Source organism: Streptomyces sp. 4N124, assembly GCF_052245395.1.
Classification (GTDB): domain Bacteria; phylum Actinomycetota; class Actinomycetes; order Streptomycetales; family Streptomycetaceae; genus Streptomyces.
Genome location: NZ_JBQQBS010000053.1, coordinates 1 through 23,274, shown reverse-complemented (window position 1 = coordinate 23,274; position 23,274 = coordinate 1). Strand labels below are relative to the sequence as shown.

The 23,274-nt window shown below is 70.9% G+C and carries 25 protein-coding genes; 14 read left to right on the top strand and 11 right to left on the bottom strand.

Features of this window, described 5'->3' with window-relative positions; translation table 11 throughout:
• Positions 1-181 precede the first annotated feature (181 nt).
• Positions 182-847, top strand: a complete 666-nt coding sequence (locus tag ACTWQO_RS37320; protein ID WP_443241820.1) for a SigE family RNA polymerase sigma factor — start codon at positions 182-184, stop codon at positions 845-847.
• A complete protein-coding gene (locus tag ACTWQO_RS37315) occupies positions 844-1,992 on the top strand; it encodes a hypothetical protein (protein ID WP_443241819.1) in 1,149 nt (382 codons plus the stop codon). Before ACTWQO_RS37320 ends, ACTWQO_RS37315 begins: the two co-directional genes overlap by 4 nt.
• 16 nt (positions 1,993-2,008) lie before the next feature.
• Here the strand turns inward: ACTWQO_RS37315 and ACTWQO_RS37310 are convergent, their stop codons facing one another.
• Positions 2,009-2,794, bottom strand: coding sequence for an SURF1 family protein (locus tag ACTWQO_RS37310; protein WP_443241818.1), 786 nt, complete (start codon positions 2,792-2,794; stop codon positions 2,009-2,011).
• 133 nt (positions 2,795-2,927) lie between these two features.
• Between ACTWQO_RS37310 and ACTWQO_RS37305 the strand changes: the two genes are divergently transcribed.
• Positions 2,928-4,745: a prolyl oligopeptidase family serine peptidase gene (locus tag ACTWQO_RS37305; protein ID WP_443241817.1), complete on the top strand. Its 1,818-nt coding sequence runs from the start codon at positions 2,928-2,930 to the stop codon at positions 4,743-4,745.
• Here the strand turns inward: ACTWQO_RS37305 and ACTWQO_RS37300 are convergent.
• Positions 4,734-5,081 carry a DUF6191 domain-containing protein gene (locus ACTWQO_RS37300; RefSeq protein ID WP_443241816.1) on the bottom strand — a complete coding sequence of 116 codons (348 nt, stop codon included), beginning with the start codon at positions 5,079-5,081 and terminating at the stop codon, positions 4,734-4,736. The genes ACTWQO_RS37305 and ACTWQO_RS37300 overlap by 12 nt on opposite strands.
• A 147-nt stretch (positions 5,082-5,228) precedes the next feature.
• Here ACTWQO_RS37300 and ACTWQO_RS37295 point away from each other — a divergent pair, with 147 nt between their 5' ends.
• The gene (locus ACTWQO_RS37295) at positions 5,229-5,876 is read left to right on the top strand and encodes a DUF1707 SHOCT-like domain-containing protein (RefSeq protein WP_443241815.1); all 648 of its coding nucleotides are present in this window, start codon (positions 5,229-5,231) and stop codon (positions 5,874-5,876) included.
• Positions 5,877-5,887: 11 nt separating this feature from the next.
• Here the strand turns inward: ACTWQO_RS37295 and ACTWQO_RS37290 are convergent, their stop codons facing one another.
• Entirely contained in the window at positions 5,888-7,759 is a 1,872-nt protein-coding gene (locus tag ACTWQO_RS37290; RefSeq protein ID WP_443241861.1) for an NAD-binding protein, read from the bottom strand.
• A gap of 246 nt (positions 7,760-8,005) precedes the next feature.
• Here ACTWQO_RS37290 and ACTWQO_RS37285 point away from each other — a divergent pair, with 246 nt between their 5' ends.
• Together ACTWQO_RS37285 and ACTWQO_RS37280 are read left to right on the top strand one after the other, a co-directional pair.
• The gene (locus ACTWQO_RS37285) at positions 8,006-9,019 is read left to right on the top strand and encodes a permease (RefSeq protein WP_443241814.1); all 1,014 of its coding nucleotides are present in this window, start codon (positions 8,006-8,008) and stop codon (positions 9,017-9,019) included.
• Positions 9,016-9,720: a TIGR03943 family putative permease subunit gene (locus tag ACTWQO_RS37280; RefSeq protein WP_443241813.1), complete on the top strand. Its 705-nt coding sequence runs from the start codon at positions 9,016-9,018 to the stop codon at positions 9,718-9,720. The genes ACTWQO_RS37285 and ACTWQO_RS37280 overlap by 4 nt, the downstream gene beginning before the upstream one ends.
• Here the strand turns inward: ACTWQO_RS37280 and ACTWQO_RS37275 are convergent.
• Positions 9,659-10,444, bottom strand: coding sequence for a YqjF family protein (locus ACTWQO_RS37275; protein WP_443241812.1), 786 nt, complete (start codon positions 10,442-10,444; stop codon positions 9,659-9,661). The two genes, ACTWQO_RS37280 and ACTWQO_RS37275, sit on opposite strands and share 62 nt — an antisense overlap.
• Before the next feature lie 65 nt (positions 10,445-10,509).
• Here ACTWQO_RS37275 and ACTWQO_RS37270 point away from each other — a divergent pair, with 65 nt between their 5' ends.
• Positions 10,510-11,058, top strand: a complete 549-nt coding sequence (locus ACTWQO_RS37270; RefSeq protein ID WP_443241811.1) for a YciI family protein — start codon at positions 10,510-10,512, stop codon at positions 11,056-11,058.
• Between the two features lie 31 nt (positions 11,059-11,089).
• Here ACTWQO_RS37270 and ACTWQO_RS37265 read toward each other — a convergent pair whose 3' ends face one another.
• From ACTWQO_RS37265 to ACTWQO_RS37240, 6 genes are all read right to left on the bottom strand, one after another.
• Complete coding sequence (locus ACTWQO_RS37265) at positions 11,090-11,842, bottom strand: SDR family oxidoreductase (RefSeq protein WP_443241810.1); 753 nt, start codon at positions 11,840-11,842, stop codon at positions 11,090-11,092.
• 14 nt (positions 11,843-11,856) lie between these two features.
• The gene (locus ACTWQO_RS37260; RefSeq protein ID WP_443241809.1) at positions 11,857-12,129 is read right to left on the bottom strand and encodes a DUF6510 family protein; all 273 of its coding nucleotides are present in this window, start codon (positions 12,127-12,129) and stop codon (positions 11,857-11,859) included.
• Positions 12,130-12,161: 32 nt separating this feature from the next.
• Positions 12,162-12,884, bottom strand: a complete 723-nt coding sequence (locus ACTWQO_RS37255; RefSeq protein ID WP_443241808.1) for a ferredoxin reductase — start codon at positions 12,882-12,884, stop codon at positions 12,162-12,164.
• A gap of 2 nt (positions 12,885-12,886) precedes the next feature.
• Entirely contained in the window at positions 12,887-13,444 is a 558-nt protein-coding gene (locus ACTWQO_RS37250) for a sulfite oxidase-like oxidoreductase (protein ID WP_443241807.1), read from the bottom strand.
• 145 nt (positions 13,445-13,589) lie between these two features.
• Complete coding sequence (locus ACTWQO_RS37245; RefSeq protein ID WP_443241806.1) at positions 13,590-14,471, bottom strand: alpha/beta fold hydrolase; 882 nt, start codon at positions 14,469-14,471, stop codon at positions 13,590-13,592.
• 54 nt (positions 14,472-14,525) lie between these two features.
• Positions 14,526-15,104 carry a TetR/AcrR family transcriptional regulator gene (locus ACTWQO_RS37240; protein WP_443241805.1) on the bottom strand — a complete coding sequence of 193 codons (579 nt, stop codon included), beginning with the start codon at positions 15,102-15,104 and terminating at the stop codon, positions 14,526-14,528.
• Positions 15,105-15,250: 146 nt separating this feature from the next.
• Here ACTWQO_RS37240 and ACTWQO_RS37235 point away from each other — a divergent pair, with 146 nt between their 5' ends.
• Both ACTWQO_RS37235 and ACTWQO_RS37230 read left to right on the top strand, forming a co-directional pair.
• Positions 15,251-15,856 carry a dihydrofolate reductase family protein gene (locus ACTWQO_RS37235; protein ID WP_443241804.1) on the top strand — a complete coding sequence of 202 codons (606 nt, stop codon included), beginning with the start codon at positions 15,251-15,253 and terminating at the stop codon, positions 15,854-15,856.
• A gap of 106 nt (positions 15,857-15,962) precedes the next feature.
• Positions 15,963-16,106: a hypothetical protein gene (locus ACTWQO_RS37230; protein WP_443241803.1), complete on the top strand. Its 144-nt coding sequence runs from the start codon at positions 15,963-15,965 to the stop codon at positions 16,104-16,106.
• Positions 16,107-16,141: 35 nt separating this feature from the next.
• On the opposite strand, the gene ACTWQO_RS37225 is transcribed toward ACTWQO_RS37230, so the two are convergent.
• Positions 16,142-16,591, bottom strand: coding sequence for a DoxX family protein (locus ACTWQO_RS37225; RefSeq protein ID WP_443241802.1), 450 nt, complete (start codon positions 16,589-16,591; stop codon positions 16,142-16,144).
• 110 nt (positions 16,592-16,701) lie between these two features.
• Here ACTWQO_RS37225 and ACTWQO_RS37220 point away from each other — a divergent pair, with 110 nt between their 5' ends.
• The 5 genes from ACTWQO_RS37220 (at position 16,702) to ACTWQO_RS37200 (ending at position 23,102) form a co-directional block, all read left to right on the top strand.
• On the top strand, positions 16,702-17,904 hold the full coding sequence (locus tag ACTWQO_RS37220) for an amidohydrolase family protein (RefSeq protein ID WP_443241801.1): 1,203 nt from the start codon (positions 16,702-16,704) through the stop codon (positions 17,902-17,904).
• A 46-nt stretch (positions 17,905-17,950) separates the two neighbouring features.
• Positions 17,951-18,139: a ferredoxin gene (locus ACTWQO_RS37215; protein ID WP_443241800.1), complete on the top strand. Its 189-nt coding sequence runs from the start codon at positions 17,951-17,953 to the stop codon at positions 18,137-18,139.
• Between the two features lie 176 nt (positions 18,140-18,315).
• The gene (locus tag ACTWQO_RS37210) at positions 18,316-18,624 is read left to right on the top strand and encodes a trypco2 family protein (protein WP_443241799.1); all 309 of its coding nucleotides are present in this window, start codon (positions 18,316-18,318) and stop codon (positions 18,622-18,624) included.
• Positions 18,625-18,688: 64 nt separating this feature from the next.
• Entirely contained in the window at positions 18,689-22,639 is a 3,951-nt protein-coding gene (locus tag ACTWQO_RS37205) for a trypsin-like peptidase domain-containing protein (protein WP_443241798.1), read from the top strand.
• Between the two features lie 4 nt (positions 22,640-22,643).
• The gene (locus ACTWQO_RS37200) at positions 22,644-23,102 is read left to right on the top strand and encodes a DUF4913 domain-containing protein (protein WP_443241797.1); all 459 of its coding nucleotides are present in this window, start codon (positions 22,644-22,646) and stop codon (positions 23,100-23,102) included.
• The last annotated feature ends 172 nt before the right edge of the window (positions 23,103-23,274 follow it).

The following is a 23,274-nucleotide window of genomic DNA, read 5'->3' as shown; positions in this document are numbered from 1 at the left end:
GTGGGGACGCCGTGAGTCGAGCGTGGGGACGCTTGGTTCATATGGGACATAGGGGAAGAGCGGGACGCATGAGTGCTTGTGAGGCACCTTCAGTTGTGCTGCCTGAGGGGAGAACGGGGCCTGGCGTGAACGTGACGCCCGGCACGTACAACCCTCATGGGGGGACGCGTGTCCAACTGGCGTGGCAGAGGTACTCGATTTCACCGCGGCGGCGCACGGCACAGTCCTGCGTCCCCGCCGACCCCGCATGCCCGGCACGCCCGGCGGCATGCCGGTGATCGCGCCCATGCCCGCAGCGCGGCCCGCCCGCATACCCAGCCCGCGTGACGGCGACGAAGTCGAGGCAGTGGCCGCCGGTACCACCGTCGACCACCTCACCGAGACCTACCGCGCCCACTACCGCTCACTGCTGGGCCTCGCGGCGCTCCTCCTCGACGACACCGCCTCCTGCGAGGACGTCGTCCAGGAGGCCTTCATCCGCGTCCACTCAGCACGCAAACGCGTCCGCGACCCGGAGAAGACCCTCGCCTATCTTCGGCAGACGGTCGTCAACCTCTCGCGTTCCGCCCTGCGCCGCCGCATCCTCGGCCTGAAGCTCCTGTCGAAGCCCATGCCCGACATGGCGAGCGCCGAAGAGGGCGCGTACGACCAGCTGGAGCGGGACTCGCTGATCAAGGCGATGAAGGGGCTTCAGCGCCGGCAGCGCGAGGTCCTCGTCCTGCGCTACTTTGCCGACATGACCGAGGCGCAGGTCGCCGCGACGCTCGGCATATCGCTGGGCTCCGTGAAGGCCTACGGCTCGCGCGGCATCGCGGCGCTGCGCATCGCCATGGAGGCGCCGGCATGACGGACGGAAAGCCGCACGAGCCCTATGAGTGGCACGAGCCGACAGAGTCGGCCGACACGCACGAGCTGAAGCAATCGCACGCTGGGAACGGAACTGTGAACCACGGCCCCGACGACCAGAGCCTCCCGGGGCTCGACTCGGACGAGCTGGCACTGCGCAGGATGCTGCACGACGCGGTCCAGGAGATGGAGCCGCGCGACGGCACGCTGGACCACCTGCGGCGGGCGGTGCCCGCACGGCGGGCCCGTAAGCGCCAGGCCCTCGTCGGGATGGCCGCGGCCGCCCTGTTCATCGGCACCGCGGTCCCGGCCGCCCTGCACGTCTCCAACGCCACCGGCTCCGCCACCAACACCTCCAACGCCGGCCACGCGTCCCAGGCTCAGGGCGGTGCGGGGCAGGACAAGGGCCCGGACGGCGGCTCGGGCACCTCCGGCGGCACCGGCGGCGAGTCCGCGGGCAAGAGCGAGGGCGGCGGCAAGAAGGAGGACCAGAAGGGCAACAGCACCGGGCCCGGCTCCACCGGCGCCACCACGGGCGCCGACCCCACGGCCACGACCGCGGTGGGCGCGCCCCTGTGCACCGCCGCGCAGCTCGGCGTCGACACCCCGGTCACCGCCGCCGCCGACACCGTCGGCGCGGTGTACGGCAGCTTCCGCGTCACCAACGTCTCCACCACCGACTGCACGGTCACCAGCCCCGGCACGGTCGGCACCACCCCTCAGGGCGCCGCCGACGCCACCAAGATCTCCACCCAGCGGCACGTCGCCGGAGACGAGGCGGCATCCCTGCCCGACCCGTCCCTCGAGGCCCCCGAGCTGCTGCTGAAGCCCGGCACGGCGTACGAGGTCAAGTTCGCCTGGGTGCCCTCGGAAACCTGCCCGCCCGCCGGCGACAGCAGCGGCGGCAACACGGGCGAACCGACGCCCGACCCGACGAACTCCGCGGACACCAGCGGTACGACCACGGGGACGACCACCGGCACCGACTCCGGCACGTCGACCCAGCTGATGACGGAGGACGGCACGGCGGACGGCAGCGTGGTCGTGTCCTACACGGCAGAACCCGCGGCACCCACGGCCTCGGCGACCGTGTCGGGTGCGTGCGCGGGGAAGGTGTTCTGGACGGGGTTGCTGGCGGCGTCGTAGCCGCTGCACTCCAGGGCTAGGCGGAGACGGGGTTCCGCTCTTTCTCGTCCACCAGTCCCAGCTGCGCGTCCCGTACGAACTCCACCTCGCGGCGCAGCAGCCGGAACCACATGAAGACCACGAACCCGGCGAAGACGAACCACTCGCCGGTGTAGCCGAGGTTCTGGAAGGCCTTCAGGTCCAGCCCGGTGTCCTGTGCGGCGGTCGCCGGCACTGTCTTCATCCCGGCGTCACCGGTGTTGAGGGTGACCCAGGCGTCGTACACGTCGTACGACACGAGGTTGATCAGCGACGCCGCACTGATCGCCGCGGTCTGCCCTGCCGGCAGCCCGCCCCGCGCACTGACCCCGTTGTCCCCCGGCGTCTCGGACGCCTGGAGCGCACCGGTGACGGTGACCTCGCCGGAGGGGGCGGCGGGCGCCTTCGCGGCGTCGGCGTCACCCGGCAGCCAGCCCCGCACGACCGGCAGCGCCTTGCCCTCGTCGGTGCGCAGCAGCGTCAGCACATAGAAGCCGCTCTTGCCGTCCAGCTCCCGGTCCGGCACCAGCAGTTGCTTGCCGTACCGTCCGGTCGCGGTGACCTGCTCGCCGGAGGTCTCCTTGTCCACGGGCAGCAACTCGGCCAGCGGCCGGGCCGCCTGCTGCTTGTCCGAGGCCGCCTTGTCCTCCGCGACCTGGTGGCTGTCGACCCGCTCCTCGAACCGGCTCAGCTGCCAGGACCCCATGTATATGCAGAAGGGGATGGCGAGGAGCACGAAGACGTTGATTCCCCACCAGCTGGGGGTCAGCAGGAACCGGTACACGCCCTCAACGGTACGGGGCGGGTGCGGCGGGCAGGCCTGCGGGGTCGGCACCTCCGGTGGAGCGATCGTGGAGTTATCCACAGGCTGGGGAGCTGGCCAGCGGATTGTCACAGGAAGCGGGCAGTATGGGTCCATGACTGTGAGCAACGGGTCCGACTCTCCGGAGCGGAAAGAAGACATGCCGGACTGGGAGATGCGCTTCCGGGCGCCCCGGGTGTCGCTGCCCGACTGGGCGGAGGACGCACCGGATCGTTCCCTGTTCGTGTCGAACGCGACGGGGACGTACGAGTTGTACGCCTGGGACCGATCGACGGGCGAGCAGCGCCAGGTCACCGACCGGCCGAACGGCACGACGGACGGTGTGCTCTCCCCGGACGGCGCGTGGATCTGGTGGTTCGACGACAAGGACGGCGACGAGTTCGGCGTCTGGCGCCGCCAGCCGTTCGGCGGGGGAGCGGACGAGACCGCCGTCCCCGGCCTGGAGCCGTCCTACCCGTCGGGCCTCGCCCTCGGCCGGGACGGGCGTACGGCGGTCGTGGGCCGCTCCACCGACGAGGACGGTACGACGATCCATCTCGCCCGCGCGGACGGGGACCCGGTGGAGATCTACCGGCACCGCGAGTCGGCGGGCGTCGGTGACCTCTCCCACGACGGCTCGCTGATCGCCGTCGAGCACACGGAGCACGGCGACGCGATGCACTCGGCGCTGCGGGTGGTGCGCCCGGACGGCACGGCGGTGGCCGAGCTCGACGACACCAAGGGCGGCACCGTCGAGCTGGGCCTGGAGGTGCTGGGCTTCGCGCCGGTCGACGGGGACACGCGGCTGCTCATCGGGCATCAGCGGCGCGGTCGCTGGGAGCCGCTGGTGTGGGACGTGGCGAGCGGCATCGAGTCCGATCTGGCGCTCGACCTGCCCGGTGATGTGAGCGCCGAGTGGTACCCGGATGGTTCCGCGCTGCTCATCGTGCACAGCTTCGAGGCCCGCAGCGAGCTGTTCCGCTACGACCTCGTCTCCCGCGCGCTGGAGCAGCTCCCCACCCCGGCGGGCTCCGTCTCCGGCGCGACCGCCCGCCCGGACGGCACCGTGGAGTTCCTGTGGTCGTCGGCCGCCGAGCCGTCCACCGTGCGCTCCACGACGGGCGGTGTCGTCCTGGACCCGCCCGGTATGCGGTCCCCGCGATCGGTGCCGGTGGAGGACGTGTGGGTGGACGGGCCTGGCGGCCGTATCCACGCCCTGATCCAGAAGCCGGCGGGTGTCTCCGGTCCCCTCCCCACCGTCTTCGACATCCACGGCGGCCCGACCTGGCACGACAGCGACTCCTTCGCCGCCGGCCCGGCCGCCTGGGTCGACCACGGGTACGCGGTCGTGCGGGTCAACTACCGCGGCTCCACCGGGTACGGGCGCGCATGGACCGACGCCCTCAAGCACCGGATCGGTCTGATCGAGCTGGAGGACATCGCGGCGGTCCGTGAATGGGCGGTCGCCTCGGGGCTCGCCGACCCCGAGCGGCTGATCCTCACCGGCGGCTCCTGGGGCGGCTACCTCACCCTCCTCGGCCTCGGAACCCAGCCCGAAGCCTGGACGATGGGCCTCGCCGCGGTCCCGGTCGCCGACTACGTCACGGCGTACCACGACGAGATGGAAGCCCTGAAGGCCATGGACCGCACCCTCCTCGGCGGCACCCCCGAAGAGGTCCCGGAACGCTTCGAGGCATCCTCACCGATCACCTACGTCGACCAGGTCAAGGCCCCCGTCTACATCTCGGCCGGCGTCAACGACCCACGCTGCCCGATCCGTCAGATCGACAACTACGTCAAACGCCTCGAAACCCGCGGCGCCGTCCACGAGGTGTACCGCTACGACGCGGGCCACGGCTCCCTGGTCGTCGACGAACGGATCAAGCAGGTCCGCCTGGAACTGGACTTCGCCCGCAGACACCTAGGGGGCTGACGCGCGAGGGGACGGCGGCGTCGAGGGCGACGGCAGTCGTACGACCGCGACCCCGCCGTCCAGATCCACCCGCGTCCGGTGCGGCGGCGCCCCGTCCTCCTCGTCGTCCCGCATCACCAGCGACGACTGCCGTTCCTTCAACTCGTGCTGCTTGCCGGGGGAGAGCGCCCCGTGCAGCTGCTCGAAGCCGGTCGCGGACACCTGCCCGACCCGCGCGCTGTTCCGCCAGGGCAGCAGTCCGGCCCGCCCCATGCGCAGCAGCAGCTGGTCGACGAAGGCGATGACGGTGAGCAGGATCACCAGGCCGGGAAGGGTCACGAAGACGGCGAACTCCACGCGGGCCAGTGTCGCCCGCCACCCACCGGAACCGCTACCCCCGGTGCCACGTCTCGCCCCTCGGGCATGTCGCGATATAGCGTTGGCCTTCCACCCGCGCCGCTGCTCGCGCCGCTCGGAGACGTTCGACAGGACCAGGACGGAAGCATGTCGGGAGAGATTTCGCCCACCGGGAAGCACTCCGGCCCCGGCTCGTCGCCCGAGCTGCGAGCCTCTCATGCGGACCGGGACCGGGTGGTCGATGTGCTGCGTATCGCGGCGGGGGAAGGCCTGCTGACCTCGGACGAGTTGGACGAGCGCGTCGAAGCCGCCCTGACGGCACGGACTCTGAGCGAACTGGCTGCGCTCACCGCTGACCTGCCGCCCGTATCGGCCACGACCGGCGCGACCGTGGCCGAGGTCAAGGACGTGGTCCGGATCGAGCAGGTCTTCAGCGGCGCGATCGAGCGCGCGGGGCGCTGGGTGGTACCGCGGAGGCTGGAACTCGCGGTGACGTACTGCGATGTGGCACTCGACTTCACCGACGCGGTGATCACGCACGACACCCTGCAGATCGACGTGGCCATGGCGGGCAAGACCCTGAAGCTGATCACGCGGCCGGGCGTCGAGATCGATACGGACGGTCTGCAACTGGTCCACTGCAAGCTCAAGCACCGCCGGACTCCGACGAATACCGATACGCCCGTCACCCTGCGAGTGGAGCTGGCCGGCCAGAAGGCCCACGGCCGCGTGGTGGTGCGGCCCCCGCGCAGGACGTTCACGCAGTGGCTGCTGCGCAGGCCGATGTCGCGCTGAGCCCTTGATGCTCACGTCCCCGCCGGCGCCCGCCGCCTTCGTCCCAACAGCTCCGCCAGCCCCCTCCGAGTCGCCGCCAGCACCACCCGGTCCCGGGCCTGGAGCACGTACCCCTCGTGCAGGTCCCACACGAGCCCTGACGGACGAGCGTCCCCGTTGTCGTTGTCCGGCGACGGCGGGACGGTGAGATCGGGCTGGCGTTCGTCGGGTGTGGCCGTGTCCAGGGCCAGCACCCGCCACGCCCCCGGCCGGAACGCCTCGGCGACGGTCTTGCCCTCCAGTTGCGGATGCCCCGCCACGTCGACGGCGGCGAACAGCAGCACGCGCCGCTCGACCGGGATCGCGCCGAGGATCTGGCGGCCCATCATCGCGCCGGCGAAGGAGGGAGCGGCGAGATGCGTCACGCTGCGGCTGCGGGTGGAGGCGCCCGGGTGGGCGGCGCGCAGGGTGCGGTAGACGGCGGTCGCGAAGTCGTCGTCGTACAGGCGCAGGACGACGCGCAGGTCGGGCCGTACGGAACGGGCGTACAGCGCGGCCTCCAGGTTCGTCGTGTCCGCGCTGGTCACCGCGAGGAGCGCGTTCGCGCGGTGGATCTTGGCGGACTCCAGGACGCCCTCCTGGGTGACGTCTCCGAGGATCACCGGCACGCGCAGTCGCCGAGCGGTCGCCATCCCGCGCGCGTCCGGGTCGGCCTCGACGCACACCACCGGGATGTTCAGCTCGTGCAGCCGGGTCAGCACGCGGGTGCCGATCTTGCCGAGGCCGAGCAGGACGACGTGCCCGCCGAGCCCGCGCGACGGCTTGCGCAGGGCGGAGGCGCTGCGGAAGGTACCCAGCGCCTCCAGCACGGCGGCCAGCAGCACGGGGAGCAGCAGCAACCCGAGCAGCCCGGTCAGGAGTTGGAGGATCTGGCGGCCGACGGACTGGTTCAGGGCGGGTTCGTTGATGGCGAAGAGATCGAGCAGGGTCTCGTACGTCGCGTACAGCGGATGGTCCCCGGTGACCACCGTCAGCGCGACCGCGAGCGCCAGCACACACCCGACCAGGCCAGCCAGCGACCAGCGCAGCCGCCGCGAGAACAGCGACGCGAACGCCGGTAAGACACCGCCCGCCCGGCCGGCCGGCAGCGACGGACCCGAGTACGACACCTGCTCCAGGACCACGGCCCCGCGCCCGGTGGCGGCCCGGACCGCCGCGTCGTCGGGCAGCAGCTGCGGCCCTTGCTCGTCGCCGTTCTCCGAGTCGCTGTTCGTGGGCGACAGCAGGGCCAGCGTGGCCAGCCCCGGATCGGCGATCCGGCCCCGCCACGGCTGCCGCTCGACCGCCCGCAGCAGCAGCCCGTCCGTCTGTACGACCTTGCTGGTCCCGGCGAGCGCGGTGGCGGCCAGCGCCGGTGCGGCCGTGTCGGCGTCGGACAGCACGGTCGTGGACGCGTCGGCGCCGATGTCGCCGATCCCGGTCGCCAACGCGGCCGCCTGGTCGAGGAGTTCCTCGATGTGCTGCCCCAGCCGCCGGTTGTAGAGCCGCAGGACGAGCCGCAGCCGGGGGTTGATCCGGCGGGCGGTGAGGGCGGCGCGGATGTTGGTCTCGTCGTCGTCGTACACGAGCGCCAGCGCGGCGGCCCGGTCCACACCGGCGTCGGCCAGCACGGCCTCGGTGATCTCGGGCGCCTCCACGACCCGCCCGTTGCCGGCGGGGTCCCCGTTGGCCCGGCTCACCCACCGGTCCAGCAGCGCCACCGAGGCCGCCCGCGCCCGCCCGACCACCGGTGGCCGCGCGGTGGTCACCGAGGGCGGTACGACGAGGGTGACCTGCTCGCCGTACACCCCACGCAGCTCGGCGGCGAGCCGGTGCGCCAGACCGTCGTCGCCGCACACCACCATGTGCGCGGACGTACCGCCCGGCTGACCCTGATTCGGAACGCTGCTGCCCACGAGGGGAAAGACTGCCTCAGGGAGACGCATGGTTCCAACAACAGCTTGAACGCCCGGCACGGTTCAGCCGTATGAGAGGGGAGGAGTTCAGCGCCCCGATAGGGGCGCGGGACTGTGCCGATATGCGGCTCCGCCGCGTGGGCGCGACCAGCCCCCACCGGCCCGCACCCAACCAACCGCGGAGGTACCCCACCCGTGGCCATCACCAAGCCACCCCCGGCCACGCCCGTGGAAAACCCGGAGGAACCACAGGCACAGGGCAGGCACCTCAACTCCCCCCTCGTCCTGACCATGGTGCTGGTCCTCGCCGTCCTCGCGCAGGGCCCGATCCGCCGGATGCTGGCCGTGCCGGTGATGCAGAGCTGGATGACGGTGTTCGTCGCCGTCGTCGTACAGGCGCTCCCGTTTCTCGTGCTCGGGGTGCTGCTGTCGGCCGCGATCGCGGTGTTCGTGCCGCCGTCGTTCTTCGCCCGCGCCCTGCCGGGGCGTCCCGCGCTCGCCGTGCCGGTGGCCGGGGCGGCGGGGGCCGTGCTGCCGGGGTGCGAGTGCGCGTCGGTGCCGGTGGCGGGCGCGCTGGTGCGGCGCGGGGTGACTCCGGCCGCGGCGCTGGCGTTCCTGCTCTCCGCCCCGGCGATCAACCCGATCGTCCTGACCGCGACGGCCGTGGCCTTCCCCGGCAACCCCGAGATGGTCCTCGCCCGTTTCGTCGCGAGCCTGCTGGTGGCGTGTGCGATGGGCTGGTTGTGGCTACGGCTCGGCCGCGCCGAGTGGCTGCAGCCGCCGGCCCGTTCGTCGTACGACGGTCAGAGCAAGGGCGCGGCGTTCTGGGGGTCGGTCCGGCACGACGTGATGCACGCGGGGGGCTTCCTGGTGCTCGGCGCGATGGCCGCCGCCACGCTGAAGGCGGTGGTGCCGGAGACCTGGCTGCGTACGGCGGCCGACAACCCGGTGATCGCCGTGCTGGCCCTCGCCGTGCTCGCCGTCCTGCTGTCGATCTGCTCGGAGGCGGACGCGTTCGTCGCGGCGTCGCTGACGCAGTTCTCGCTCACGGCCCGGCTGGCGTTCCTGGTGGTCGGGCCCATGGTCGACCTGAAGCTGTTCGCGATGCAGGCGGGCACCTTCGGCCGCGACTTCGCCCTGCGCTTCGCGCCCGCCACCTTTGTGCTGGCGGTGCTGGTGTCGGTGCTGACCGGGGCGGTGCTGCTGTGAACCGGCAGGCCCAGGCGGCCGTACTCTTCCTGCTCGGCGCGAGCCTGCTGCACGCGGGCCTGACCGACCTGTACCTGCGGTACGTCAAGGCGGGCCTGCGCCCGCTGGTGCTGCTGTCCGGCGCGGTGCTGATCGCGGCGGCGCTGGCGACGGTCTGGTACGAGCGGCGCAGGTCCGACGGACACGCCGGGCATCACGAACCCCGCGTCTCGTGGCTGCTCGCCCTCCCCGTCCTCGCCCTGATCCTGGTCGCGCCGCCGGCCCTCGGCTCGTACAGCGCCGTACGCACGGGGACGGCCCTGCAAGAGCCGTACGGATTCAGCAAGTTGCCGGAGAGCGGCCCACTGCGCCTCGCCCTCGCCGACTACGCGGGCCGCGCGGTCTACGACGACGGCCGCTCCCTCCGCGACCGCCAGTTGAAGATCACCGGCTTCCTCGCACTGGACCGCGACGGCACGCCCTACCTCGTCCGCATGACCCTCAACTGCTGTGCGGCGGACGCCCAGCCGGTCAAGGTCGGCCTGACCGGACACATCCCGCCGGTGCTGCAACCGGACACCTGGCTGGAGGTCACCGGCACCTACACCGACCGCCGGACGCACGACCCGGTCAACGACGGCCCGATCCCGTTCATCGAGGTCAGCGAGGCCCGGCCGGTGGCTCAGCCGCGGGATCCGTACGACGAGACATGGAACTCCTGAGAGGCCGTCCCAACCGGACGGGCACTCCGGGGGAGTAGAGAACGCTGACGGGGGCGACGACCGGGGCGGGCAGCCCGGCGGCGGCGACCAGGTCCTCCTGGCAGTGGATCAGCTCGGCGCGGTGGAGCGGCCAGCGGGGATGGTCGTTGGGGAGATAGGCGGCGCCCGCGGAGAACTGGTTGTGCATGCCCCAGCGGGCGGTGAGGAAAAGCTCCAACTCGCTCGGCACCTCTATCGGTTCACCGGCCCGCACGGCGATACGGCTGGATGCGCCGCGCGGTCCGGGCCAGCGGCGGACGCTCTCGTACGAGACGGTGTCGCCGTCCGCGCGCACGCTCATCCGGGACCAGAGATACGGCAGCCGGAAGCCGACGCGCCCCATCACCACCGGCAGCAGCCGCGAGGCGTCCATCGACCGGAACACCACACCGCGCCGCCCGTCCGCGCCGACCGAGTACAGCCGCACGTTCGTCTCCGGGAACGACCCGAAGTACGGCACCCCCGGCAGCCGCAGCCACCCCACCTTGTCCATCCGGAACGCGACCAGCCCGACGTACGTCATCCCGCCACACGTGTCGGGCACGGTGCCGGCCGGCAACAGCGGTGCCACCACGTCCGGTTCGACGGCCCAGTGGATGAAACAGAGGTCGAGCCAGTGCTGGGTGAGCAGCGGGTCGGGTATCGGGACGGGGGCGTCGGGGGTGACGGGGGTGGGATTCGGCACGGGGCAAGGATGTCAGGGGCCTTCACGGCTCCGTGCCTCCCCCTGTTCTGGGAGAGTCTGGGCGCATGGAGTACTTCTGCTACCACCGCGACCGGCCCGGATCCGTCACGTTGCGCCACGAGTTGCGGGAAGCGCACTGGTCGTACATGGACCGGTATGCGAAGGAGCTGATCGCGCGCGGCCCGACCTTCGCCGACGACGGCGAAACACCCACCGGCAGCGTGCACATCGTCGATCTGCCGGATCCCGCCGCCGCCCGCGCGTTCGCCTTCGACGAGCCCAACTACCAGGCCGGCGCGTACCGGGACGTGCTGCTGCGCCGGTGGCGGAACCTGCTCGGGCGCACCATGTGGGACTTCCCTGGTGGCCCGAGCGACGGCAACCGGTATCTGGTGCTCGGTCTGGGCTCGGGGCCGGCCGCCGACGTCGCCGTACCGCCCGACCGGGACGAGCTGATCGCGTACGGGCCGCTGCTCTCCGACGACGGCGCCACCTGGGTGGGTACGGCAGTGCTGCTCAGGGCCCCGGACCCGGCCACGGCACGCGCCGTCCTGACAGCGGACCGGTACGACGGCATCGAGGTGCACGACTGGGAGTTCGGCGGGCGGCGATGATCGTGGGAGGGTGAGCTTCGGCCCCGGTTCTTCATCGTTGCTGCGCGAGCCACTCGTCGAAAGTGGTCGGCGCGATACGGGCGTCCGCGCTGGGCAGAAGCACGTCGCCGGCCATTTCCACGCCCAGCAGCGACGACCACGTCGGCACGAGCTTCACCGCGTGGCCGCGCGCGTCGTTGGTACGCCGGGCCATGTCCACCAGATCCTGCGGCTCCGGGCCGGCGACATCGTGGTAACGCCCCTGCGGTGCACCCGTGGCGATCTCGGCGAGGACATCGGCCACGTCCGCGGGCGCGATCGGCTGCACGAGCAGCGGCGGGATCGTGGCGACGCCGTCCTGCCGGGTCCAGCTGGTCACCGTCGCGGCGAAGTCGTGGAACTGCGTGGCCCGAACGATCGTCCAGGGCACCGGGCCCTCGGCCACGAGGCGCTCCTGCTCCCGCTTGCCGGCATAGTGCGGATTGCCGTCGACCCGGTCGAGCCCGACGATCGACAGCAGCACGTGATGACGTACGCCCGCTCGCTCCTCGGCGGCGAGCAGGTTCCGCGTGGTGGCGCCGAAGTGCGCCACGGCCTCGTCCCGGTCGGCCGCCTCGTGGCTCGTGGTGTCGATGACCGCCTGAGCGCCGGTCAGGGCGGCGTCCAGGCCGTCGCCGGTACGCAGATCCACGCCGTACGAGCGGCTGATGCGTACGACGTCATGTCCGGCCCGCCCCAGGGCGGCCACGGTGAGGGTTCCGATGTTCCCGGTCGCACCGGCGACGGCGATGCGCAGTGTCTGCATGGCGATGTCCTTGATCATGCGGCACGGAAGCGAAAGGCTCCGGTCCCGCTGCCCATGGTGAGCCAGACGTAGTCCTCCTCGCGGACCAGACGCAGCGCGATGTAGGCGCACCCCGGGCACCGGGCGGTCATTCCTGGTTCGGGTCCGTAGATGTGCAGGTGTGCCAGCGGCCCGGACTGCTTGCAGTTCGGGCAGCGCCACCAGGCCGTGGTGGGCTCCACGGAAAGGATCTCGGACAACGGACCGGCGAGGCTGTTGCCGTCGAGGTAGGTGAGGGGATCTGCCATGCGAATCTCCCATGGGACAAGAGCGGAACGGGTCAGCCGAAGCGTTCGGTGCGGATGGTCGCGGGGTCCTTCCCCTGATTGCTGAGCATCTCGGCGAGCAGGTCGGCGGCGGTCTCCACGAATCCGGTCGAACCGCAGACGTAGACGGGGCTCAGCGGCTTCAGCCGGGCCGTCGGCTCCGCCAGATCCGCGGCGTTGATGCGCCCAGGCGCGCGGGCGGTGCCGTGCGGCGCTCGACGCGTATGGATGAATCGGGTGTCGAGGGAGGGGTTCCCGTCAGTGAGGTCGTCGCGGTACCAGACGTCCTCGGGGCCGCGCACGGAGTAGATCAACTGGAAGAGGCTGCGCGAGCCGGCCAGGCGGTGGGCACGGATCATCGACATCAGCGGTACGACACCGGCGCCGCCCGCCACCAGCAGCACCGGCTCGGTCTGCTCCGGGCGCCACACGAACCAGTTGCCCAGCGGTCCGCGGATCTCGACCTCCTCGCCCGGCGGCAGCTGGTCGGCCAGGTACGGCGAGACTTCGCCATCGGCGACAGCCTGCACGCCCAACTCCACGCGGTCTTCGCCGGCGGGCGCGGCCAGGGAGTAGCTGCGGACCGCCTGGTAGCCGTCGTCCGCGGTGAGACGTACGTCGATGTGCTGCCCGGGCAGGTGGCCGGGCCAGCCGGGCGCGGTGAAGACCAGGGTGCGGGCGGTCGCGGTCTGCGCGCGCCGCTCGGCCAGCCGTGCCGGCAACCAGGCGAGAGCCATGGTCAGTCACCCCAGTGACGCTGCTCGCGCCACGGGTCGCCGTAGTTGTGGTAGCCGGCGGACTCCCAGAAGCCCGGCTCGTCCTCATGGGTGAGCTGCAGCCCGCGCACCCACTTGGCCGACTTCCAGAAGTAGAGGTGGGGAACCAGCAGCCGGGCCGGCCCGCCATGCTCGGGCGAGAGGGGGTAGCCGTCGTAGCTGTGGACGATCCATGCCCTGTCGTCGAGAAGGTCCTCGAGCGGAAGGTTGGTGGTGTAGCCGCCGTAGCTGTGGGCCACCACGTAGTCGGCGGTCGTCTCCACTCCCTCGAGGAAGGCGTCGAGGGACACACCGCGCCACCGCGTGTCGAACTTCGACCAGCGGGTCACGCAGTGGATGTCGGTCTCCGTCTCCTGCTGGGGCAGGGCCATCATCTGGTCCCAGGTCCAGCTCCGCGCCTCGCCCAGCTCCGTGGTGACGGTGAATGACCAGGTCTCGTTCGTGACCCGCGGGGTGGGACCCGCCGACAGCACCGGGAACGACTCGGTCGGGTACTGCCCGGGCGGCAGCCGCTTCGCCATCGGGTGGGCACGACCTCGGAAGCCGGGTGAGAAGGAAGTCAACGTCGTCCTCCTGAGTGGGGACCGGCCGCCGTGCTGGAGCAGCAAGCAAAAGGGCCGTCTTCAGTGTGGGCCCGTGTCGGCGGGTTGACCACCCGGTGGCGCGTTACGTCCGCCGGGCCAGGAAGGGCAGTACGACGTCGGCCATCTCGTCGGGTACCTCTTCGGCGAGGTCGTGTCCGGCGTTGAAGACGTGGCCGGTGACGTCGTGGGCGAACTGCCGCATCTGGGACTCGTTGCGGTCGCCGATGAAGGCCGAGCCGCCGAGGGCGAGTACGGGGATGTCCAGCTTCTTCCGGGCTGCTTGCCGGTTCTGCTCGGCGTCGACGAGCATCGCCCGGTAGATCGACAGCATCGCGCGGATGCCGCCGGGCATGGAGTAGCAGCGGACGTACTCGTCGATCGCGTCGGGGGTGGCGGTGTCCGGGTGGCTGCGCTCGTATTTGATCATGTAGGTGATCAGCTCGCGTTCGTGTCCGGCGATGAGCATCTCGGGCACGTCCGGCTGGAAGTAGAAGCCCAGGTGCCACAGGTGCATGCCGCTCGCGACGTTGTCGTGCGTGAGTGCGGTGTGGTCCTCGAAGCCGAACCCGGGGAACAGGGCCTCGGCGAAGACCAGGGCGCGCACGTGATCGCGGTGCCGGGCGGCGAGCTGGTAGCCGATCACCGCTCCCCAGTCCTCGCCGATCACGCTGTAGGTGTCGTGTCCGAGGTGACTCATGAGCGCGGCGATGTCGTCGCTCATTGTCGCGGAGTCGTAGCCGTCGGCGGGACGTGCGGAGTCGCCGAGGCCACGGAGGTCGGGCGCTACGACGGTGTGGTGCGGCGTCAGCTTCGGGGCGAGGTGGCGCCAGTGGTAGCTGGTCTTCGGCACGCCGTGCAGGAGTACCACCGCCGGGCCGGACCCGCCCGTCCGGTAGTGGAGGCTCGTGCCGTTGACGGTGGCACGGCCGGTGCGGGCGGGCTCGTCGTGATGGTCGAGGATCATTCGTTCTCTCTCACTTATCTGGATCGTCCGATACAGATTCAGGGCATGAAAAAGTCAGTCGAGCGTGGTCAGCGCGACCTCCACGAGGGGTTCGAGGGCGCGGGCGTCCGGCGTGATCTTCGAGGACACCAGGAGGCCGTTGAGGAAGGTGACGAGGAAGGCGGCGAGGGTGTGCGGGTCGTGCCGCGCCGAGATCTCGCCGCGCTCCGCCGCCGCGCGCAGCAGGTCGGTGAGCGCGTCCTGGTTGGCGCCCAGCACATCCCGTACGGTGCGCAGGGTCGGCTGATCCTCCGGCAGGCGCTCGGTGGCGGCATTGACCAGCAAGCAGCCCCTGCCGCCGTGTTCGACAGCGATCCGGATCCGCTCGACCAGCAGTGCCCGGATCGCCGACCGGGCATCCGTCCCCTCGTCGAGGCTGCGCAGGGCCGCCGCCGCGAACGTGGTGCGGTAGTGCTCCAGCGCGGCCCGGTACAGGCCGTCCTTGCCGCCGAACGCGGCATACAGGGAGCCCTGCCCGATCCCGAGGTGCTGAGTCAGGTCGCGCACCGAGGTCGCCTCGAACCCGTGCGCCCAGAACAGCTCCATCGCACGGCTCACCGCCGCCTCGGTGTCGAACTCCCGGGTCCTTGCCATGCGCCCACCGTAACTTATCTGGATCGCTCGCTCAAGAATGCGGTGAGATCGACGACGGTGCTCGCGGGCCGATGAGTTTCCGTGTGCCACGGTGTCCAAGGAATGGGGACGGTCCCGTCTCCCTGCCGAGGAGAGAGTGGTGTGCGATGAAGCTGGTGGTTCAGGAGTTTCTGACGCTCGACGGTGTCTCGCAGGGGCCGGGCTCCCCGGACGAGGACCCGAGTGACGGGTTCACGCGGGGCGGCTGGTTCGTGCCGCATCTGGATGAGGAGTTCGAGCGGCTGGCCGCCGCCTGGCTCGGCGAGGCGGACGCGTTCCTGTTCGGACGCCGTACGTACGAGAACTTCGCGCGGGACTGGCCGACGATGACCGACCATCCGGGCGCCCGCATCCTGAACGGTCTGCCGAAGTACGTCGCCTCCCACAGCCTGACCAAGGCGGACTGGAACCCGACCACGATCCTGTCCGGCGACATCCCCGCCGAGGTCGCCGAGGTGAAGCGGCAGCCCGGACGGGAACTGCAGATCCACGGCAGCGCCCGGCTGGCCCAGTCCCTGCTGGCCGCAGGTCTCGTCGACACCTTGCGGCTCGCGATCGCCCCGGTCGTGGTGGGCCAGGGCCGACGCCTGTTCCCGGACGGCGGCGCCCCGGCAGGCCTGCGTCTCGTCAGCCAACAGACGACACCGGGCGGCCTGTCGGTGCACGTCTTCGAATCGACGGGACTTCCGGAGTACGGGACGTACGGGACGTAGGGGGCCGACCGAGCGGCTGAACCCACCAGCTGAGCGGCGTGTCCGGGCGGGCGGGACCGGCGGCCCGGAGCAGGGTGGTCGGCACTGTCATCGCCGAGGAGGAACCGTGAAGCGTCGTGTCCGCGCCGTCCTGGCCGTTGCCCTCGCCGGGCTGATGCTGCTCGCGGTTCCGGCCGCGGCTCAGGATGGCTACGGCCACGTCGAGAGAAACGAATGGAACGTCCCCCTCACCGGCATCCGCCTGCTGTAGCGCCGCGACCGCTCCCCGCCCCTTAGGGCCACGACCTACCCGAACAGCCCCAGCGCCGCGTCCACCGACCACGACTGCCACCCCATCGCGAACAGCGTGACCAGTGAGATCAGCGCCATCATGAGGTTCTGCCCCTGCTCGGCCCAGTCGTGGATCATCAGGACGAGATAGATCAGGTTGAGCAGGAGGCCGGCGACCAGGGCGATCGGCGTGAGGAAGCCGGCGATGAGACCGAGGCCGAGGGCGAGTTCCGCGTAGGCGACGACGTACGCCATGAGGCGTGGGCGGGGTTTGACGATGCGGTCGAAGCCCTGCCGGACGAAGGGCCACCGGTGTTCCTTCGCGATGCCGGCCGCCCATCGGATGCCGCCGCCTCCGAACCAGTCCCGCTTGTCCTTGTGCCGCCAGCTCTCCAGCCACCACAGGCCGAGGCCGACGCGGAGGACGGCGAGCCACTCGGCGCCGCTCAGCCAGATGCTCTGCATGTGGACCTCCCCGGGGTAGGGCGCCGGTTCCCGTGCCGCCATTCCCTTGCTGCCGTGAGAAGGCTGCCCTAACCTCTGAATCTGATGGATCGTCAGATTAGGGGTACAGCGTGAGCGATACCAGGGATCTGCCCAAGGTCATCAGCGTGGACGATCACGTGATCGAGCCGGCGCACCTCTTCGAGACGTGGCTCCCGGCCAAGTACCGGGACAAGGGGCCGCAGCCCTTCACCGCCGGCATCGGCGAACTCGCGTACGTCGGCGGGAAGTACCGGTTCACCACGGATCCGGACGGCCAGATCACCGACTGGTGGGAGTACGAGGGCGAGTTGTTCCCGTACAAGCGCATCATCGCGGCCGTCGGCTTCTCCCGGGACGAGATGACGCTCGACGGGATCACGCGGGAGCAGATGCGGCGGGGCTGCTGGGATCCGAAGGCGCGGCTGGAGGACATGGACCTCAACCATGTCGAGGCCTCGCTCTGCTTCCCGACCTTCCCCCGCTTCTGCGGGCAGACGTTCGCCGAGGCCAAGGACAAGGAGGTCGGCCTCGCGTGTGTGCGCGCCTACAACGACTGGATGGTCGAGGAGTGGTGCGGGGACAGCGGCGGCCGGCTGATCCCGCTGTGCCTCATCCCCCTGTGGGACATCGAGCTGGCCGTCGCGGAGATCCACCGCAACGCCGCCCGGGGCGTCCGCGCCGTCACCTTCAGCGAGATCCCGACCTACCTCGGGCTGCCCTCGATCCACTCCGGCTACTGGGACCCCTTCTTCGCGGCCTGCGAGGAGACGGGGACCGTGGTGAACATGCACATCGGGTCGTCCTCGCAGATGCCGGCCGCGTCACCCGACGCTCCCCCCGCCGTCCAGGCCTCCCTCAGCTTCAACAACGCCATGGCGTCGATGATGGACTTCCTGTTCAGCGGCGTGCTGGTGAAGTTCCCCCGGCTCAAACTCGCCTACAGCGAAGGGCAGATGGGCTGGATCCCGTACGCCCTGGAGCGCGCGGACGACGTGTGGGAGGAGCACCGGGCGTGGGGCGGCGTCAAGGACCTGATTCCGGAGCCGCCGTCGACGTACTACTACCGGCAGATCTTCTGCTGCTTCTTCCGTGACCGGCACGGCATCGAGTCCATCGAGACCGTCGGCGTGGACAACGCGACCTTCGAGACGGACTATCCGCACGTCGACTCGACCTGGCCGGAGACGAAGAAGGTGGCGGCCGAGCATGTGGCCGGCCTCTCCGACGAGGTGACCTACAAGCTGCTGCGGGGGAACGCCATCCGGATGCTGGAGCTGCCCTTCGACCGGTAGCGGCGGGCTCGATTCACGGGGTCGTCCGGAGGGAACGGGAAGGGACATGAAGGTCTCCGTCGACCCCAACCGCTGTTACGGCTCCGGCGATTGCGTCTACCGGGTGCCGTCCGTCTTCACCGCGGAGGGCGGCTTCGGTGCGGTCATACCGGGCCGTGAGAACACCGGCGACGATCCGGAGGTCCGGGCCGCGGCGGAGGGGTGCCCGTCGCAGGCCATCGCCATCGCCGACTAGGACTCGTGCCGCAGGCAGCCCCCATACGGCTCCGACCTTCGGCGCCGCGCTGATCATCGCCGAATCCGCCGCCCACGCCGGACGTGATCGGCGTCATCGTGTTCACGAACCTGCGTGACGGGTTACAAGGTCACTAGGATGTGCGGGCTCGACGACACGGCGACGGAGGCGGGGGCATGGCGCGCGACGAGCAGGACGAGGACTGGCTGGACCTGGCCGATGCCATCGACGTGTTGCGAGAGCAACTGTCCGAGGCGCAGTTCCGCGGCCAGGGGTCCCAACTGCGCTTCGTGCTCGGCGAGATCACCGCGGAGTTCGAGGTCGAGCTGGTGCGGACGCGGAACGGTGGCGGGACGCTGCGGTTCGGCGTGGCGGAGGCCAACGCCCGCGGTGAGCGCTCGGCACGGTCGACCCAGCGTGTGACCCTGCGCCTGAACCCGGAGCAGCGCGGGGGCGGGAGCGTGGCCGTGGGCGACGTCGAGTAGCCGGGGCGACGGACCGATGGAAGAGAAGCGGGTCGTCCAGGTTCGATGGAGATTCGGCGATGAAGTGCGGAGCTTCGGCAGCGGCTATCTGATCGCGCCGCGGCTCGTCCTGACTGCCTCGCACCTGTTGCCGGCGTCCGAGGCGCCGGGGAAGATCACCGTGTCGTACCCGGATTCGGATGCGGAGTTCCCCGCCGTGGTGCGGTGGCGAGAGCCCGACGAGAACGTGGACGCCGCCCTGCTGGAGATTCCGGCCGAGGTCTGGGAGCCGCCCGAACCGCTGCGCGACGCCCGGGGCCTGCGCCCGCAGCGCTGGGGTCGCTGCGTGACGAGTGGGGGCCAATTACAAGTCGCCGCCACGGGATTCCCACGGCAGCAGCGGCAGGCGGACGGCGAGGGACCGGAGAAGGTGGTCAGGCGCGGCCGGGAGACGCTGATCGGGCAGGTTCGGCCGCACGGTGGCGGTGAGGCCTTCGAGATCCTCGACAACGCCGGCCTGCTGGCGTACGACACCACGGGACTCGCCCCCGAGACCGCCCGCCGGACCACCCACTGGTCCGGGATGTCGGGCGCGGCCGTCTTCCTGTCCGGCCAGAAGCTGCTGCTCGGCATGGTGCGGGAGGACCGCCGGCCGGAAGTGGGCACACGGCTGGCGTACACCCGCAGCGAGGACCTGCTGGCCTGTGCGGGATTCCGCTCGGTGGTCCGCGAGGCGACCTCCGCGGACCCGCAGCTCGAACCGGCCGAACTCGCCGACCTGTTGGAGGCGGCGCCGCCCAAACGGGAGGTGACCTCTCCCACCATGCTGCTGCGGGCCGACGCCGAGGTGGTGCAGTTCCACGGCAGGCAGGACACGCTTGCCGACTTGGAGCAGTGGTGCCGCCAGGACCGGGACGCCCTCCCTTCCGCCCGTGTGCTCACCGCCCCGGGAGGGCAGGGCAAGACCCGGCTGGCGCGACAGCTGATGGTGCGGATGCGGGAGCAGGGCTGGGTGGCGGGGCAGGTGCTTCGCAAGCCGAAGGGCCTGCCGGCGCTGCGCATGGTCCAGCATCCGCTGCTGCTGGTCGTCGACTACGCCGAGACGCGGCCGGAGCTGGTCAGGGAGCTGTGGGAGGCGGCGGAGGAGTCCGGGTATCCGGTGCGGCTGCTGCTGCTCGCCCGCTCTCTCGGCTCGTGGGGGGACCGGGTGGCGAAGGGTGCCCTCCGCGAGATCAGGTTGCACGCGCTCAGCCCGGGCGCCGCCGACCGGGAGCAGGCGTTCCGGCTGGCGGCGCGGGACCTCTCCCATCGACTGGCGGAGGTGACCGCCAAGAAGGACCTCGACTGGCCCGGGTTGGCGGACGGACTCCGCCCCGCTCGCCCTGCGGCGAGCCAGGGGCCCGAAACGGCGCTGACCGTGCAGATGGCGGCGCTGGCCGCGTTGCTGCGCCACGTTCAGGCCCCCGAGCGGGAGCAGGACCCGCTGGAGGCCAAACTCCTGGAGCACGAGAACACGTACTGGCAGGACACCGCCGACGGGCGGGGTATGGGCCCCCGGGAGAAGGAACTGCTCGGCCAGGCGGTGACGGCGGCCGTCCTGTGTCCGGCCCAGGACGAACAGGAGGCGCGTGCCACCATCGCCCGGCTGCTGCCTCATGAACCGCGGCCGCTGGTCGGGAATGTCGTCGCCTGGCTGTGCGCTCTGTACCCACCGCCGGAGGGCCGCTACTGGGGCCGGCTCGAGCCGGACCGGCTGGCGGAGTTCCAGGCTTCTGAGCAGATCGTCCGGGAACCCGGGCTGCTCGGACGGCTGTTCGCCCGCGCCCCGGACCACCAGCGGGTGCAGACCCTGACCGTGCTGGCCCGGTCCGCCGTGGCCCACGCCAATGCGGACCGCAAGGACAAGGCGCGCGACATCGTCGACAGGCTGCGCGAGACACTGCGCGCGGTCCCTGCCGAGGCGCCGCTGACCGCCGCCATGCTGCGCGCCCACTCCGACGCCCTGCCGGAAAGCACCCATGTGCTGCGCGAGTACGCACTCGACGTCGCCCGCGAACTCAACCGGTTGTGCCAGGCCATGGACGACGGCCCGCAGGCGCTGAGCGCCCGCGCGTGGGCGCTGCACCATCTCGCGGAGCGGCAACTGGCCGTCGGAGCCTGGGCGGACGCCCGGGTCGCGGCCGAGGGCGCGGTGGCGATCCGTCAACGCCTCGCGGACGACGGGACGATGGCGCACCGCACGGAGTGGGCCGATTCGCTGCTGGTGCTGTCCCGCGCCGCGCACATGACCGGACGCCTGCCGGAGGCGCACGAGGCCGGCGACCGGGCGCTGAGCCTGTTCCGCGCGCTGGCGGCCGAGGACGGGGAGGAGTGGGAGAAACGCGAGCGCGGTCTGGTGCAGGCGCTCCTCAACCTGTCACGGGTGATCTGGCGGCTGGCTCCGGACAGGATTCGCTTCGACCAGATCGCCCAGTCCGACGCCTACACGGACGAGGCCGTCCAGCGTGCCCGCAAGCTGGTGGCGGATCACCCCGATCTGGACCCGCTCCTGCTGAGCGCGGCGCTGAACGAGCGAGGCTCGAACCTGTGGCGCTTCAAACGGCATGCGGAGGCGCTGCCGCTCGGTGAGGAGGACGTCGACGCCTGTCGTCGGCTGGCGACGGAGAACCCGGACGCCTTTCGCGCCGACCTCGCGAGGGCCCTCAAGAATCTCGCGATCGACTACAGCAACGCCTCCCGGCCCCGCGGCGAGACGATGGCGCTGGATCACGAGGCGATCGCACTGGTTCGCCCCTTGGCCGAGGAGCTTCCGCAGGTCCATCTCGCCACCCTGGCGCAGCTGCTGCACAACCTCGCCTGGGACCAGTTCTACGACGGGAAGCATGAGGAGGCGCTGGAATCCGTCGGGGAAGCCATCGAGCATCGCCGAGCCCTGGTAGACAACAGTCCGTTCGGTATCACCGAGCCTGAACTGGCCCGTTCGATGGACCTCCGCGCCAGCTTCCACGCGGAGACAGGCGACCACGAGGTGGCGGTGGAGGAGTTCAAGGAGGCCCTTCGGATCTACGACGGCGCCGAACTGTCTCTCAACGCCAGCGACTTGAACGCCCGGGCAGGAACCGCCCTCCAACTCGGCAGCTCCTACGCCGCCCTGGGCCGCTCGGCGGAGGCCCTCGCCACCCTGAACGACGGCATCGACATCAAAAAACGGCTCAGCAAGTACGCCCCCAGCCTGTACACGGAGAGCCATGCCTTCGGCCTCCACGACGCCTCCGACCTGTACCGGAGGCACAACCGGCAAGTCGCGTCACGCATCCTGCTGAGACAGGCGCTCCCGCAGTACCGCCGGCTGTCCCGCGACAGCGAGGAAGGGCGCCAAGGGCTGGCATTTTGCCTGCACGACCTGGGCTCCAGCTATGGGTCGTCCTGGTCGACGGCCGAGCGGGCGGTTCCGGTGCTGTGGGAGGCGTACGAACTGCGTGTGGAACTGTCGGCCGGCGACACGCGACACGAGGTGTACCTGGCCGAGACCTGCATCGAGCTCTGCCTCGCGTTGCTGAGAACCAGCCGCTTCCAGGATGCCTTGCGCGTCGCCGAGCACGAAGCGCGCGTCAGGCGCCGCTTGCTCGTCACGGACCCGGAAGGCCAGGAACGGCGCTTCTGCCACGCTCTCCTGCGCCTTGCCGACGCGCGGGCGATGGCCGGACAGCAGGGCGCGGCCTGGAGCGCCGCACTCGAGGCGGAGGAGGCGTGCGGGCCCCTGACCGCTCGCCCCGGCGAATCGCAGGACCAGACTGCGTGGCTGCTGTACCGGCTGGGCGGGACGCTGAGCCTGGCGGGGCGGCACGACGTGCGCCTGGCCGCCCGAGGAGTGGAACCGGCGCGGCGGGCTGTCCGGCTCTACCGGGTCCTGGTGAACCAGGACCCGCGTCGGCAGGCCGAACTGAGACGGGCCGTGACCGGGCTCGCGAGAGTTCTGGACCGCGTCGGACGCCACGCCGAGGCCACCGACGTACGGCTGCGAAGAGGAGTATGACGCCATGACATCACCACTCCACGACGAGGAGCGGGGCGAGTCCGCCGAGGACATCCGGCGGGATGAGGAGGCGGCCGAGCGTTCTGGGGATCTGTTCTACCCGAACGTCGCCGAGTTCGTCTCCGACCGGTTCATCTATCTCGTCTCGCTTCCCACACCCGAATCCGGGCGAGTGTGGTGCCCGGAGTGGTATCGCCACGCCGAGGCGCTCTCCCGGCTCGACTCCCTGTGGCGTGCCTGGGAGGCATTGCGCTGGGACGCCCAGCTGGGCATGTCGAGCTGGTGGACCCATCACGTCGACCCGCACATGCGTGCTCTGACGGACCCCTTCACCGGGCCGTTCGCCCGCTGCGTCGGCGGCAGCCACGGCAGTGTCGTGCCGTTGCCGGTCGAGGAGCCGCCGGCGGGGATCTTCACCGACCAGCGGTCGGCGGTGCTCCAGGACCCGTTCGCCCTCGACTGAGCGTCCTAGTACTGCAACGGTGCTTGTTCTGATTGCTGGGCAGTCTTCAGGGGCTGTGTCCGCGTCGTTTGTAGTGGCTGATACGGGCTTGGTGTTGGCGTCGTCGGCGCCATGTCGACCAGTGCAGGATGTGGTCGATGGGGGTGGGGCGGCGGTCGGTGAGGCGGGTGAT